The sequence below is a fragment of the Craurococcus roseus genome (assembly GCF_039523795.1).
Lineage (GTDB): Bacteria > Pseudomonadota > Alphaproteobacteria > Acetobacterales > Acetobacteraceae > Craurococcus > Craurococcus roseus.
In genome coordinates this window covers 1-13,850 of record NZ_BAAAFZ010000048.1, presented here as the reverse complement: position 1 = coordinate 13,850, position 13,850 = coordinate 1, and the positions used below count along the sequence as shown (strand labels likewise).

Below are 13,850 nucleotides of genomic sequence, written 5' to 3'. Positions count from 1 at the left end.
GGCGCGGGCGGCGCTGGCCTGAGCGGCCGCTGCCGACCCGTCAGTTGACGGTGCGGTCCACCGAGCGCCCCAGCCGCTCCGCCGGGCCGCGCGGCGGATCGACGGTGTCGCGCACCCTTTCGCCCGCCCGGTCCAGGCCGCGGCCCGCCCGCTCGGCCGGGCCTCCGCGGTTCTCGCAGGCGCCGGTTGCGACAAGGGCCGCCATCACCGCCAAGGCGGGCAGCAAGGATTTCAGCGAGCGAGTCATCCGGGCCTCGTGTTCTCGGGTTGCGCCTGGATAGCGCGGCGGGGGCGTTTCGGTTCGCCCCCGCCCAGCCGGGAGGCCGCGGCGCCCGCGGCCGGTGACGACGCTCACACTGCATGGGCCGATGGCGCGCGTCCTCCTCCGTTCGGTGGAGGCGGCCGGGCGCCCATCCTTCCTAGCCTCGGTTCCGCCAGAACGGCCGATCCGGGCCGGCATGGCGGACCAGGAGGGCGACTCCCATGCCGACGCGTCCCTGCCCGTTCGCGCCCACCGCCGCGTTGGCCGCGGTTCTCGCCTGCCCCGCGGCGGTGGGCGCCGTCGCCATCGAATACACCCGCGTGGAACCGGTCTGGATCGATGTCGCGTCGCCCGCCGGAACGGTCGGCCACACGATCCCGGCGCTGCAGAACGTGCAACCCACCTGGATGGTCGGCGACGCCGCCGTTGTGGTGCTGTCCGACGGCCCGTGGCCCGGGCTGGCCCGCGAACGGCTGGTGGCGGCGCTCGGCCATGGCGCGGGCGGCGAGGCGGCGTCCTTGGGGCCGGGGCCGGCGCGGTTCGCCCTGGGCGGCGCGTCGGCCGGCCGGGGGTGGCCGATCCGGGCGAGGCTGCTGTGCGGGGTGCTGGCGGCGGAGGCGCTGCCCTTCGAGCCGGACGCCGAAGCGAATTGCCAGCGGGCCTTGGTAGGACCGGACGAGGCCTACGCCGTGCGGGCGGCCAAGCCCTGAGCGGGGGAGGTCGGGCCGGCTGCGGCGCCCCCGTGACCAAAAGCGAGAAGCCGGGAAACCCAGGACGACAAAGGAGACGTGACATGGAGACTTCAGCTTTCGTCGCATCCCGGCGCCGGGCGTTGGTCGCGGCATCGGCGTCGGCCCTGCTCCTAGGCTCGGCGGCCTTCTCGGCGGCGCGGGCGGCGAACTGGACGCAAACCCCGGCGAGCGGGATGGGGGACGTGGCCGTGGGCCCGGACGGCAGGGTCTGGCTCGCCGGCCGGAACGGCACCGTCTGGTCGTCGCCCGACGGGCAGCGCTTCGCCCAGAGCGAAGGCAGCGGCTTCAGCAGGGTCGCCGTCGGCGGCGACGGCACGGTCTGGGGCGTCGGCTCCAACGGCACGGTGTGGAAGCTCATCAACGGCCGGTGGACGCAGACGCCGGCCAGCGGCATGGCCGACGCGGCCGTCGGGCCGGACAACAGGCTTTGGCTTGCCGGCCGCAACGGCACCGTTTGGTGGTCGAACGACGGCCTGAACTTCACGCAAACCGAAGCGAGCGGCTTCCGGCGCCTTTCCGTCGGCCGCGACGGCACGGTGTGGGCGGTCGGTGGCAACGAGACCTTGTGGAAATTCGTCGACGGCCGTTGGACGCAGACCCCGGCGAGCGGCATGGGCGACGTGGCGGCCGGGCCGGACGGCAGGGTCTGGCTCGCCGGGCGGAACGGCACCGTCTGGCACACCGACGACGGGCGGAACTTCACCCGCGTCGAAGCCAGCGGCTTCGAAAGCGTGGCGGCCGGGCCGGACGGAGCCCTTTGGGCCGTCGGCGCGAACGGCACCCTGTGGGTGTACCGGTGAGGGGCCGGCGACGGACGCCGTTGCGGCGTCCGTCGTCCGTGGCCGGGTGAGCGGAGTGGCGACGACGCGCGGGCTTCCGGAGCGGCCCGCCCTGCTTTCGTTTCGTGTATGGTGCGGCGAAGGGGGCACGGATTCCGCTCGCGCTTGACCCGCGGGCCCGGGCCTCACCATAACTGAGGCATGGTCCTGCCGGCTTTCGCGCGCGCTTTTGGGCGAATTCCAGGCCCGGCCCTCCGCTGAGGGCCGGGAACCCGCCGGCCGCGCGCCGCCCCGCCGCCCATCCCTGCCGCCCGTGAGGCGGCCCCGAGACGCACCGACATGACCGACGCCCCCGAGACGACGACACCCGCCGTCCGCGACTACCGCGGCACCGTGTTCCTGCCCCGCACCGCCTTCCCGATGCGCGGCGACCTGCCGAAGCGCGAGCCGCAGACCCTCGAGCGCTGGCAGCGCCTGGGCGTGTGGAAGCGCCTGCGGGAGCGTTCGCGCGGCCGGCCGCCCTTCGTGCTGCACGACGGCCCGCCCTACGCCAACGGGCCGCTACACATCGGGCACGCGCTGAACAAGATCCTGAAGGACGTGGTGAACCGCGCCGCGCAGATGGCCGGCCACGACGCCGACTACGTGCCTGGCTGGGACTGCCACGGCCTGCCGATCGAATGGAAGGTCGAGGAGGAGTACCGGAACCCGAAGGGCAAGTACCAGGGCGGACGGGACAAGGACAGCGTGCCGGTGCTGGAGTTCCGGGCGGAGTGCCGGGCCTACGCCGCGCATTGGCTCGGCGTGCAGCGCGAGGAGTTCATCCGCCTCGGCGTCTTCGGCGACTGGGAGCGGCGTTACGCGACCATGGACTTCCCGTCCGAGGCGGTGATCGTCGGCGAGATCGGCAAGTTCCTGATGAACGGCTCGCTGTACCGGGGCCTGCGGCCGGTGATGTGGAGCCCGGTCGAGAAGACGGCGCTGGCCGAAGCGGAGATCGAGTACCACGACCATGTCTCGCCGACCCTGTGGGCGCGATTCCCAGTGAGGCTGGTGCATACCCCATTTGGAATGGATGGTACCGCTGACCGACCTGACACTCGCAACCTCGACCTTCGCGGCGCGTCCGTGATCATCTGGACCACCACCCCATGGACTATTCCCGGCAACCGTGCCGTCGCGTGCGGTCCGGAGATCGACTATGCGCTGGTACACGTCGAGGGTGTGGCTCAGGACTCCTTTCTACGCGTCGGCGAAAGTCTACTAGTTGCCCTGTCTCTGCTTCCGGCGTTTGCCAAGGAGGTCGGGCTAGAAGCCCACACCATCCGGCGCGTGCTGAAAGGCAGCGATCTCTCAGGTGCTGCTGGCGTTGTGTTGGCTCACCCTCTGCGCGGCTGGACGCCGGCCGCGGGTGGTTACGATTTTGACGTGCGCATGCTGCCCGGCGACTTCGTCACCACCGAAGCGGGCACCGGCTTCGTCCACATCGCGCCCGGGCATGGCGAGGACGATTTCGCGCTCGGCCGCGCCCACGGCCTGCCGGTGCCGGAGACGGTGAACGACGACGGCACCTTCACCGCGCAGGCGCCGGGCTTCGCCGGGCTGCACGTGTTCAAGGCGCACGACGCCGTCTACGCCGCGTGCGAGGCGGCGGGCGCCCTGGTCGCCACGGGCAGGCTGACGCACAGCTACCCGCATTCCTGGCGCTCCAAGAAGCCGGTGATCTTCCGCGCCACGCCGCAGTGGTTCATCGCGCTCGACGACCGGAAGAACCGCATCCGCGAGCGGGCGCTGGCCGCCATCGCGGAGACGCGCTTCATGCCGGACGCGGGGCGCAACCGCATCGGCAGCATGGTGGCGGGGCGGCCCGACTGGTGCATCAGCCGCCAGCGCGCCTGGGGCGTGCCCATCGCCGTGTTCGTGGAGCGCCGCACGGGCGAGCCGCTGCGCGACCCGGCCGTCATGGCGCGCATCGTGGACGCCTTCGCGGAGGAAGGCGCGGACGCCTGGTACAAGCCGGACGCGGCGCCGCGCTTCCTCGGCGAAGGGCGCGACCCCGCCGACTACGAGCAGGTGATGGACATCGTGGACGTGTGGTTCGAGAGCGGCTCCACCCACGCCTTCACCCTGACGCCGGAGCGCGGCCTGCGCTTCCCGGCGGACCTCTACCTGGAAGGGTCTGACCAGCACCGCGGCTGGTTCCAGTCCTCCCTGCTGGAGTCCATCGGCACGCGTGGCGTCGCGCCCTTCCGCGCGGTGCTCACGCACGGCTTCGTGCTGGACGAGCAAGGGCGGAAGATGTCGAAGTCGCTTGGCAACACCACCGAGCCGCAGGCGGTGACGAAGCAGTACGGCGCCGACATCCTGCGCCTCTGGGTCATGAACTCCGACACTTCCGAGGACCTCCGCATCGGCCCGGAGATCCTGAAGCAGCAGGCGGAGCTGTACCGGCGCATCCGCAACACGCTGCGCTGGCTGCTCGGCGGGCTCGACGGCTTTTCCGAAGCGGAGCGCGTCCCCTACGCGGAGCTGCCTGAGCTGGAGCGCTGGGTTGCGCACCGGATGTCGGAGCTGGACGCGCGGGTGCGCGGCGCCGTTTCCTCGCACGACTGGACGGGCGTGGTGCCGGAGCTGCACGGCTTCTGCAACAACGACCTCTCGGCCTTCTACTTCGACATCCGCAAGGACGCGCTCTACTGCGACGCGCCGGACAGTTCGAAGCGCCGCGCCGTGCGGACGGTGCTGGACCTGCTGCACCGCCATCTCTGCGCTTGGCTGGCGCCTGTGCTGGTGTTCACGGCGGAGGAAGCGTGGCTGGCGCGCTTCGGCGGCGAAGAGGAGAGCGTCCACCTGCACGATTTCTTGCCGGTACCGCCTGAATGGAAGGACGAAGCGCTCGCCGCGCGGTGGCGTGCGATCCGTGAAGCCAGGCGCGCAGTGACTGGCGTGCTGGAGACCGCGCGTGCGTCCGGCGAGATCGGCTCATCCCTCCAGGCGGCGCCTGTGTTGCGCCTGCCGCCGGACGCGGCCGGGCTGCTGAGCGAGGCGGACTGGGCTGAGGTGTGCATCACCTCCGGCCTGACGTTGGCACTGGCCGACCGGCCCGGGGAGGTCGCGGCCGAATTCGCGCCCGCGCCCGGCGCCAAGTGCGCCCGGTGCTGGCGCGTTCTGCCGGAGGTGGGACGGAGCGCCGCGCACCCCGCGCTCTGTTTCCGCTGCGAGTCGGTGGTGGAGGCGCAGGAACGGTCGGCGCCGCCGGCGGCGGCATGACGCCCACGCTGAGGATCGGCCTCGCCGTCGCGGCGCTGCTGCTGGCGGCCGACCAGGCCAGCAAGTGGTGGGTCCTGGAAGGGCTGCGGCTGCCGGAGGCGCGCCACGTGCCGCTGCTGGAACTCGGCCCCTTCGGGCTGGACCTCAGCATGGTGTGGAACCGCGGCGTCACCTTCGGCCTGCTGTCGGGCGACGGGCCGTGGAACCACCTGCTCCTGGCGCTGCTGGCCGCCGGCATCGCCGTGTTCCTGCTGCGCTGGCTGGCGAAGGCGGAGACGCGGCTGGTGGCGGTGGCGCTGGGCGCGGTGGTCGGCGGGGCGGTCGGGAACGTGATCGACCGGCTGCGCTTCGGGGCGGTGGTGGACTTCGTGGACGCCCACGCCTGGGGCTGGCACTGGTACGTGTTCAACGTGGCCGACGCCGGCATCGTTTGCGGGGTGGCGGCGCTGGTCGCGGACGCCTTGTTCCGGCGCGCCCCGGAGGCTAAGGAGGGCCATGAGGGAGCGCCGAATGCGCAATGAAATCGCACGGGGTGTCGCGGCTTGCGCCCTGGTGCTGGCCGCCGCGGGGTGCGGGGGCGACACCGCCCGCACCTTCGGCTTCACCCGCGACGCACCGGACGAGTTCCAGGTGACTACGCGGGCGCCGCTTTCCATGCCACCGGCCTTGGGCGAGCTGCCGGTGCCCCGCCCAGGCGCCGACCGGCCGCAGGAGATGTCGACCCGGCAGGCGGCGGAAGCGGCGCTGGTACCGGGCGCGGCGCTCGGCCCGCGCGGGGCGGGGGGCGGCGTCGGCGGCCCGCGCACCGCCGGGGAAGCGGCGCTGCTTTCGCAAGCGGGCCGGGCGCCGGGCGGCGACATCCGCCGCCGGGTGGACGAGGAAAGCCTGCGGCTGGACCAGGCCAACCGCGGCCTCGCGGACAGGCTCATCTTCTGGCAGCAGCCGGAAGCGCCGGGGGTGGCGCTGGACGCCAGGCGGGAAAGCCAACGGCTGCGCGAGAACTCGGCGCTGGGGCGAGAGGCGACGGAGGGCGAAACGCCCATCATCCAGCGCAGCCGCAGCTCCAACCCGGTCACGCGGCTGCTGGAAAGCATTTTCTAGCCCTTCACCGGGCGAACACCTGTTCCGGGGTCTGCCACCGCAGGTAAGCATTGCGCCGGCGCCCATTCGCGCCACATTCTGCGCCATGCCGCCCATGACCCGTCGCACGACCCTCTGCACCGCCGCCGCCCTGCCGATCGCCCTGTCCGGCGCCGCGGCCCCGGCGCTCGCCAACCCCGCGGTCCAGCGCGCCTCGCCCGATCGGGCCGCCGAGGCGTTGGCGGACCGGCCGCTCTTCGGCGCCGCCACCTGGACCCTGCCCAACGGCCTCCGCGTGGTCCACGTCGAGAGCCGCCGCGTGCCGGTGGTGGCGCACTACCTGTTCTACGGCGCGGGCGGCGGCGAAGACCCACCGGGCCGCTCCGGCGTGGCGCACTTCCTCGAGCACATGATGTTCAAGGGCAGCCGCAACGTCGCGCCCGGCGAGCTGTCGCTCGCGGTGGCGCGGGAAGGCGGCCAGGACAACGCCTTCACCTCCCGCGACGTCACCGCCTACTTCCAGCACGTCGAGGCCAGCCGGCTGCCGCTGGTGATGCGGATGGAGGCCGACCGCTTCGCCGCGCCGCTGATCCCGGCCGACACGCTGGAGCCCGAGCGCGACGTGATCCTGGAGGAGCGCCGCCTCCGCACCGACAGCAACCCGCGCGCTCGCTTCTGGGAGGCTTTCGAGGCGGCGCTCTGGGGGCCGCAGCATTGGCACGGGCGGCCGATCATCGGCTGGGAAAACGAGATACGCGCCATCACCCGCGACGACTTGGTGGACTTCTACCGGTACCGCTACGCGCCGGCGAACGCCGTGCTGGTGGTGGCCGGCGATGCGCGGGAGGCCGAGGTGCGGCGCCTCGCCGAGGAGCTGTACGGCGCGGAGCCCGCCCGGCCGCACAAGGGGCGGGACCGCGGCGGACCGCCCCCCGGCGCCCCGGCCGAGGCGAGGATCACGCGCCGCGACCCGGCGGTCCGCGAGGCCTCCTTCATGCGCGCCGCCGTGGCGCCGAGCTTGACCTGGGGCGACCAGCGGCAGGCCTGGGCGCTGGAGGTGGTGGCGCACCTGCTCGGCGGCGGGCAGGGGAGCCGGTTGCACAAGGCCCTGGTGGAGACCGGCCTCGCCACCGGCGCCGGCTGCTCCTTCGACGGCGAGGCGGCGGGGGCGAACACCTTCACCCTGTCCGCGACCCTCCGCCCGGGCGTGGCGCCGGAGAAGCTGGAAGCCGCGCTGGACGAGACGGTGGCCCGGCTGGTGCAGGACGGCCCCACGGAGGACGAGCGGGCGCGCTCGGTCCGGCAGATCACCGCCGGCGCGGTGCTGGCGCAGGACGGCTTCGGCAACGCGCCGCGGATGCTCGGCGGCGCGCTGGCCATCGGCCTGCCGATCGAGACGGTGGAGTTCTGGCCGCGGCGGCTCCGCGAGGTGACGCTGGCGGAGATGGCGGGCGCGGCGCGGGCGGTGCTGGGCGGCGGGGCGCCCACCACGACGGGTTGGATGCTGCCCGGGGAGTCGCCGTCGTGAGCGGCGCCCAAGGCTTTTCCCTGCCGATCAAGGTGGTCGAGGCCGGCGGCATCTCGGCGTGGCTGGTCGAAGACCACGCGGTCCCCGTGGTGTCCGTGTCCTGGGCGTGGCGCGGCGGGGCGGCGCTCGACCCGGCGGGGCAGGAAGGGGCGGCGGTGATGGCCGCCGCGCTGCTCACCGAAGGCGCCGGGCCGCTGCCGGCCACCGCCTTCGCCGACGCGTTGCGCGACCAAGCGATCGGCCTCAGCTTCTCCGCCGCCCGCGACGATTTCGAGGGCGGCTTCCGGACCCTGGTGCCGGCGCTGCCCGAGGCCGTGCGCCTGTCCGCCCTCGCCATGTCCGAGCCGCGCCTGGACGAGGAGGCGGTGACGCGGGTACGCGCCCGCGCGGTGGCCGCGGCCCGGCGGACGCTGGAAACCCCCGGCGGCCAGGCCCGGCGGGCCTTCTGGGCGGAGGCCTTCCCGGACCACCCTGCCGGCCGCCCGAGCGGCGGCACCCCGGAAAGCCTGACGGCGCTGCCCCCCGACGCGATCCGCGCCGCGCTGGCGCGGCAGGTGCGCCGGGAAGGGCTCCTGGTCACGGCCGCCGGCGCCATCACCGAACGCGAGTTGGCCGATCTGCTGCCCCGCCTGTTCGCCGGCTTGCCCGCCGGGGCGCCGCCCGCGACGCCGCCCTTGCCGCCGTTCCGGCGCTTCGGCCAGAAGGTGGTCCCGGTGGACGCGCCGCAGTCCTCCGCGCTGTTCGGGCAACCTGGCTTGGCGGTGGACGACCCGGATTGGGAGGCGGCGCAGGTGATGATCCGGGTGCTGGCGGGAGGCGGTTTCGCCTCACGCCTGATGCAGTCGGTGCGGGAGAAGCGCGGCCTCGCCTACGGCATCGGCGCCAACCTCGACACCCTGTTCAAGCAGGCGGTGATCGTCGGCTCGGTGGCGACGGAGAACGCGCGCGTCGCGGAAACGCTGGCGGTGACGCGGGAGGAATGGGCGCGCATGGCCGCCGAAGGGCCGACGGACGAGGAGATGGCCGACGCGGTCGCCTATCTCACCGGCTCGCTGCCGCTGCAATTCACCGACAGCCGTCGCGTGTCCGACGCCCTGCTGGCGCTGCGCCAGAACGACCGGCCGCCCGAGTGGCTGGCCGGGCGCCCGGCGCGGCTGGCGGCTTTGGGCCGAGAGCGGGTGGCGGCGGTGGCCAAGCGCCTGCTGGCGCCGGCGGAGCTTTCCGTGGTGGTGGCGGGGCAGCCGGTCGGGCTCTGAGCCGGGCGGTCGCCCACGGCGGCGCGGCGCCCCCGGGCCGGAGGGGGTGCGTCGCGGCCGCGTTTTCTGGCAGGGTGCCATCCGTCAAAGATTCGCGTGCCGGCATGGACGAAAGGAAACGGGTGGCGGCCCTGATCCGGGACTACATCGCCCGGGAACGGATGTCGCGCGAGCAGTTCGCGTTCAAGGCGAAGCTCGGCAAATCCACGGTGGACAAGCTGCTCACCGGGCTCTTCTCGGACAAGACGCTCGCCGCCGTCGAAGGCCGGACCGGCCTGCAGCTCCGCCGGCACGACGCTCCCGAAGGTCTCGCCGCGCCCGGGCGCGCGGCGCCGGCCGAAGCGGTGCCCCGCCACGAGGTCACCTTCCACCGCGCCCCGGACGGCGTGTGCCTGGCCGTCGCCTCGGCGGGCGAGGGTCCGGTCGTGGTGAAGACGGCCAACTGGCTGAACCACCTCGAACAGGATTGGCGGGGCCCGGTGTGGGGGCCGCTGCTCCGGCGCCTGTCCTCGAAGCTGCGCGTCGTCCGCTACGACGGGCGGGGCAACGGGCTGTCGGACCGCGAGGTCGCCGACATCTCCTTCGCCGCCTTCGTGCGCGACCTGGAGGCCGTGGTGGACGGGCTCGGCCTGGAACGCTTCGCCCTGTTCGGCGCCTCGCAGGGCGCCGCCATCGCGATCGCCTACGCCGCGGCGCACCCCGAGCGCGTGTCGCGCATCGTGCTGCACGGCGCCTACGCGCAAGGGCGCAACCGGCGCGGCAGCGAGGCGGAGCGTGAGTTGGCGCGCACCTTCCTGACGATGATACGCCAGGGCTGGGGCGACGAGCACTCGGCCTTCGTCCGAGCCTTCGCGTCGATCTTCTTCCCCGCGGCCACGCCCGAGCAACTGCAGGCCTGGGTCGAGTTGCAGCGGCTGGCGACCTCGGCCGACACCGCCGTGCGGCTCCGCGCCGCGTGCGACGAGATCGACGTGACCGGCCTACTGGGCGCGGTGCGGGCGCCGACCCTGGTCCTGCACAACCGGCACGACAGCGTGGCGCCGCTGGACCAAGCCCGCCGCATCGCCGCCGGCATCGCCGGCGCCCATTTCGTCGAACTGGAGAGCGACAACCACGTCGTGCTGGAAGGCGAGGCGGCTTGGCCGCGCTTCATAGCGGAGATCGAGCGCTTCCTGGCTTCCTGAGGCCGCACGGCCACGCCTGCCGCGCACGATCGGTGGGCGCCGCGCCGGCTGCTCGAGTTTCGCACCCGATGCGGGCGGCTCGAACGGCGCATTGTCGGCGATCCGGAAACAACGGGAAAGTTCAGGAAAGCTCCGGCGATGGCCGCGGAAAGCGGCGTTCGGCACGGTCGCATCGTCCCCGGCGTGAACGGGGATGCGGCCGCCACACCAACGGGACGGCCGCGGCCAGCCCGCATCGCACGGGAGAGAAACCATGGTCCGCAAAGCCTTTCTCATGTTCTCAATCGCCCTTGGCGCGGCCGCGAGCGGCGCGCAGGCGTCCGATTTCGGCCCTTGGCTCGTCAACACCGGCGGCGACCTGGAAGTCGTCCACGGGCCGCGTCCCGCCAACGTGGTTGGCGGCACCCACGCCGCCATTTCGGGCGGAGGCGACGACATGACCTATCAAGCCTCTGCCGGCGCCCGGACGCAGGAACCCGGCCAAATCGCCACGCTGATCGGCGGAGGCGACGGGGCGCAACTGGTCTATCAGCAGGCCGCCCCCGCGGCGGGGCGCTTGCTGGCCGACGCGCAGCGCCGGTGACCCGGCGCCGCGCCGCGAAGCCCGATGCAGGAGGCGAAGATGGGCGATCCCCATGTCTCGACCATCGCCAGCGGGCCGGCGGGCGGCTCGCCCGCGCCGAGATCCGGCAACCCGGGCGCGCACGACGCGCCCGGCACCCGAAACCCGCGCCCCCTCCGTCGGAAGGTGCGGGACGGAAGGGTCGGAGCCCCGTGTGCCCTTCGTGGCCGCGGGCGCGACCGCCTCCGGCTGGCGGCCGCCCTGGTGGCCGCGGTTCTCACCGGTGCCGGCGCCCTCCCGGCCACCGCGCACCAGGGCCACGACCACGGCGGCGCGCCGGGCCACCGTGCTTCCACGCCGATGCCCCCGCCGGCGCTGCCGCCCGACCTCGCCGAGGTGCGCGAGGCGCTACGGAAGTACGAGGACCCGGTCGCCGCGGTGCGCGACGGCTACCTTTCGACGCTGGGCTGCGTCGAGTACCCGGAGGGCGGCATGGGGGTGCACTTCCTCAACCCCGCCCTGATCGGCCCGACGCCCGACCCCTTCCGGCCGCAGATCCTCGTCTATGAGCCGGCCGGGGACGGGCGGCTGCGCCTCATCGCGGCGGAATGGTTCGTGCCCTTGGCCACCGGCGTTTCGGGGCGTCCGAGCGCCTTCGGACGGCCCTTCGACGGGCCGATGGAGGGTCACGAGCCGTTGATGCCGCGCGCGCTGCACCACTACGACCTCCACGTCTGGCTGTTCAAGGACAACCCGGACGGGCTGTTCCACTGGACCAACCCAACGGTGGGCTGCGCCGGCCATCCCTACGCGCTGATGGAGCACCCCACCGCCACGGTGCCGCACCACCACGGGTACCATCGCTGACCAGGACCGGACGCGGGGGCGCGCGGAACCGAGCCGCCCCGCGACGGCCACGTCTGCACGGAGTGGAGCCTCCGGCCGACACGAGAAGCCGCCGGAAGACACGCGCCACGGAGCGCCGTCGCCACCGGGCCTCGACGGTCCTTCGCCCGGACTGGCTGACGCAACGGGTGAGGTGACCCGGATGGACGTGCGGGGCGCGAATTTCCACGCCGGGCGGCGCCGCTTCGGGCGCCGCTTCGCCATCGGCGCGCGAGCCGCGCGGCGCCGCGCCGGAGCCCGTCCGGGCCGGTAGCGGCCGCGGCAGTGACGCCGGGGAACGGAGGAATTCCGCGACAGGGCTTCCGGGCGATGCTCCGCCCCGGGTCGCAAGGGTGCGCCAAGAGCCCGATCCGGGCGTATAAGGCGGGCCTCGGCAACGCAGGACGGAGCGGTGGCATGGCGGAGCGTCTCGACGAGGCTTGGGGAGCGGTCACGACGCTGGCGACGGGGCCCCGCCCGGACGGGAGCGCGCCCGGCTCCATCCGGCCGCTGTTCGCGGCGGACCCGGCGCGTTTCGGCCGCTTCTCGCACCGCGCCGACGGCCTGCTGCTCGACCTATCGAAGACGTCGATCACCGGCGAGGCCATGGCTGCGCTGCTGGACCTCGCCCGCGCCGCGGACCTCGAAGGCAAACGCGCCGCCATGGTCGCCGGCGAGCCGGTGAACGCGACCGAGCGCCGCGCCGTGCTGCACATGGCGCTGCGGGCGCCGGGCTCGGCGGGGTTCCGCGCGGGGAGCGAGGACGCCTCGGCCGATGTGGGCGCGGTGCTGCAACGGATGCAGGCCTTCTGCGCCTCCGTGCAGGGCGGCAGGCTGCTCGGCGCCACCGGCGAGCGCTTCACCGACGTGCTGAACATCGGCATCGGCGGCTCGGACCTCGGGCCGGCGATGGCGGCGCGGGCGCTCTGGACGCCTGGTTGCCCGATGCGCGCGCACTACCTCGGCAACGTGGACGCCCACGCCTGGGAAGCGCTGCGGCCCGGGCTGGACCCGCGGCGGACGCTGGTGCTGGTCGCGTCCAAGACCTTCACCACCCAGGAAACCATGACCAACGCCGCGCTGGCGCGCGGCTGGCTGGCCGGGGCGCTGGGCGAGGAGGGCGCGAACGCGCACCTCGCCGCGCTCTCCACCAACATGAAGGCGACGGCGGATTTCGGCATCGCGCCGGACCGGGTGTTCCCCTTCCGCGACTGGGTCGGCGGGCGCTTCTCGATGTGGTCGGCGATCGGGCTTTCGCTGGCGCTGGCGCTCGGCTGGGACCGGTTCGCGCGGCTGCTCGCCGGCGCGCGGGCGATGGACCAACACTTCCTGTCCGCCCCGCTCGCGGACAACCTGCCGGCGCTGCTGGCGCTCGTCGAGGTGTGGCACGTCAACGGCCTCGGCTACCCGAGCCGCGCCGTGCTGCCCTACGACGAGCGGCTGGCGCGGCTGCCGGCGCACCTCCAGCAGGTGGAGATGGAGTCGCTCGGCAAGCGCGTGACGACCGACGGCGCCCCGGTCGGCCGCGCCACCGGCCCGGTGGTGTTCGGCGAGCCGGGCACCAACGCGCAGCACTCCTTCATGCAGCTCCTGCACCAGGGGACGACGCCGGTGCCGGCCGACATCATCCTGGTCGCGCGCCCGGACCACCCGCACGCCGACAGCCACCGTAAGCTGCTGGCCAACGGCTTGGCGCAGTCGGAAGCGCTGATGCGCGGCAAGACGGCGGAGGAGGTGCGCGCGGAGATGGAGAAGGCAGGCACGGCGCCGGCCGATATCGAATGTCTGCTGCCGCACCGCGTCTTCCCCGGCGACCGCCCCACCGCGACGATCCTGCTGCCGCGGTTGGACCCGTTCACCCTCGGCCAGCTCGTGGCGCTCTACGAGCACAAGGTCTTCTGCCTCGGCGCGCTGTGGAACGTGAACGCCTTCGACCAGTGGGGGGTTGAACTGGGCAAGCAACTCGCCGGGGCGATCCTGCCGGAGTTGGAGAAGGGCGAGCCGCGGTCTGGGGCGCACGACGGCTCTACGGAGGGGCTGATGCGCGAGATCGGGCGGTTGCAAAACAAAACTACAGGCGGCTGATGCGGCCTTGGCGCCTGCTGCTTCGGCGGCCGCTGGTTGAGTTCGGCGCCTTCATTGTTGCTGCGACCGGAGCCTTCCTGATTGCTGCGCGCGACCGCGTGCGACCGCCAAGGGTCGTGCTGAGGAAGGAGTCGGAGCACGAAGGCCTCGCGTTCAGAGTGCCCGCTGCTCTGTTGAAAGGCTCACGCCGCATCGGCGAGGAGCATG

Annotated in this window: 13 protein-coding genes; 12 read left to right on the top strand and 1 reads right to left on the bottom strand. The window is 73.4% G+C overall.

What is annotated here, in order from left to right:
• Positions 1-40: 40 nt before the first annotated feature.
• The gene (locus tag ABD067_RS15750) at positions 41-247 is read right to left on the bottom strand and encodes a hypothetical protein (protein ID WP_343896299.1); all 207 of its coding nucleotides are present in this window, start codon (positions 245-247) and stop codon (positions 41-43) included.
• A gap of 236 nt (positions 248-483) precedes the next feature.
• Between ABD067_RS15750 and ABD067_RS15745 the strand changes: the two genes are divergently transcribed.
• The 12 genes from ABD067_RS15745 to ABD067_RS15690 all read left to right on the top strand — a co-directional run.
• Complete coding sequence (locus ABD067_RS15745) at positions 484-972, top strand: hypothetical protein (RefSeq protein WP_343896298.1); 489 nt, start codon at positions 484-486, stop codon at positions 970-972.
• A gap of 83 nt (positions 973-1,055) precedes the next feature.
• Positions 1,056-1,814: a tectonin domain-containing protein gene (locus ABD067_RS15740; RefSeq protein WP_343896297.1), complete on the top strand. Its 759-nt coding sequence runs from the start codon at positions 1,056-1,058 to the stop codon at positions 1,812-1,814.
• A gap of 318 nt (positions 1,815-2,132) precedes the next feature.
• Positions 2,133-5,063: an isoleucine--tRNA ligase gene (gene ileS, locus ABD067_RS15735; protein ID WP_343896296.1), complete on the top strand. Its 2,931-nt coding sequence runs from the start codon at positions 2,133-2,135 to the stop codon at positions 5,061-5,063.
• On the top strand, positions 5,060-5,584 hold the full coding sequence (lspA, locus tag ABD067_RS15730; protein ID WP_343896295.1) for a signal peptidase II: 525 nt from the start codon (positions 5,060-5,062) through the stop codon (positions 5,582-5,584). Before ileS ends, lspA begins: the two co-directional genes overlap by 4 nt.
• Positions 5,574-6,164 (top strand): DUF3035 domain-containing protein, encoded by a 591-nt coding sequence (locus tag ABD067_RS15725; protein WP_343896294.1) that lies wholly within the window; start codon positions 5,574-5,576, stop codon positions 6,162-6,164. The genes lspA and ABD067_RS15725 overlap by 11 nt, the downstream gene beginning before the upstream one ends.
• Positions 6,165-6,258: 94 nt before the next feature.
• The gene (locus ABD067_RS15720) at positions 6,259-7,671 is read left to right on the top strand and encodes a M16 family metallopeptidase (RefSeq protein ID WP_343896293.1); all 1,413 of its coding nucleotides are present in this window, start codon (positions 6,259-6,261) and stop codon (positions 7,669-7,671) included.
• Positions 7,668-8,927: a M16 family metallopeptidase gene (locus tag ABD067_RS15715; protein WP_343896292.1), complete on the top strand. Its 1,260-nt coding sequence runs from the start codon at positions 7,668-7,670 to the stop codon at positions 8,925-8,927. Before ABD067_RS15720 ends, ABD067_RS15715 begins: the two co-directional genes overlap by 4 nt.
• Positions 8,928-9,031: 104 nt before the next feature.
• Entirely contained in the window at positions 9,032-10,111 is a 1,080-nt protein-coding gene (locus ABD067_RS15710) for an alpha/beta fold hydrolase (protein ID WP_343896291.1), read from the top strand.
• Positions 10,112-10,364: 253 nt separating this feature from the next.
• Positions 10,365-10,694 (top strand): hypothetical protein, encoded by a 330-nt coding sequence (locus ABD067_RS15705; protein ID WP_343896290.1) that lies wholly within the window; start codon positions 10,365-10,367, stop codon positions 10,692-10,694.
• 243 nt (positions 10,695-10,937) lie between these two features.
• Positions 10,938-11,540 carry a hypothetical protein gene (locus tag ABD067_RS15700; RefSeq protein ID WP_343896289.1) on the top strand — a complete coding sequence of 201 codons (603 nt, stop codon included), beginning with the start codon at positions 10,938-10,940 and terminating at the stop codon, positions 11,538-11,540.
• Between the two features lie 435 nt (positions 11,541-11,975).
• Positions 11,976-13,643, top strand: a complete 1,668-nt coding sequence (gene pgi, locus ABD067_RS15695) for a glucose-6-phosphate isomerase (RefSeq protein ID WP_343896288.1) — start codon at positions 11,976-11,978, stop codon at positions 13,641-13,643.
• Positions 13,643-13,850 (top strand): hypothetical protein (locus ABD067_RS15690; protein WP_343896287.1); only part of this gene is annotated, 208 nt, incomplete at its 3' end. The genes pgi and ABD067_RS15690, both read left to right, overlap by 1 nt.

What these genes read in the sequence shown, in the direction of transcription:
- ABD067_RS15750 (WP_343896299.1), bottom strand. Translation starts at nt 247, where the DNA reads ATGACTCGCTCGCTGAAATCCTTGCTGCCCGCCTTGGCGGTGATGGCG.
- ABD067_RS15745 (WP_343896298.1), top strand. Translation starts at nt 484, where the DNA reads ATGCCGACGCGTCCCTGCCCGTTCGCGCCCACCGCCGCGTTGGCCGCG.
- ABD067_RS15740 (WP_343896297.1), top strand. Translation starts at nt 1,056, where the DNA reads ATGGAGACTTCAGCTTTCGTCGCATCCCGGCGCCGGGCGTTGGTCGCG.
- ileS (WP_343896296.1), top strand. Translation starts at nt 2,133, where the DNA reads ATGACCGACGCCCCCGAGACGACGACACCCGCCGTCCGCGACTACCGC.
- lspA (WP_343896295.1), top strand. Translation starts at nt 5,060, where the DNA reads ATGACGCCCACGCTGAGGATCGGCCTCGCCGTCGCGGCGCTGCTGCTG.
- ABD067_RS15725 (WP_343896294.1), top strand. Translation starts at nt 5,574, where the DNA reads ATGCGCAATGAAATCGCACGGGGTGTCGCGGCTTGCGCCCTGGTGCTG.
- ABD067_RS15720 (WP_343896293.1), top strand. Translation starts at nt 6,259, where the DNA reads ATGACCCGTCGCACGACCCTCTGCACCGCCGCCGCCCTGCCGATCGCC.
- ABD067_RS15710 (WP_343896291.1), top strand. Translation starts at nt 9,032, where the DNA reads ATGGACGAAAGGAAACGGGTGGCGGCCCTGATCCGGGACTACATCGCC.
- ABD067_RS15705 (WP_343896290.1), top strand. Translation starts at nt 10,365, where the DNA reads ATGGTCCGCAAAGCCTTTCTCATGTTCTCAATCGCCCTTGGCGCGGCC.
- pgi (WP_343896288.1), top strand. Translation starts at nt 11,976, where the DNA reads ATGGCGGAGCGTCTCGACGAGGCTTGGGGAGCGGTCACGACGCTGGCG.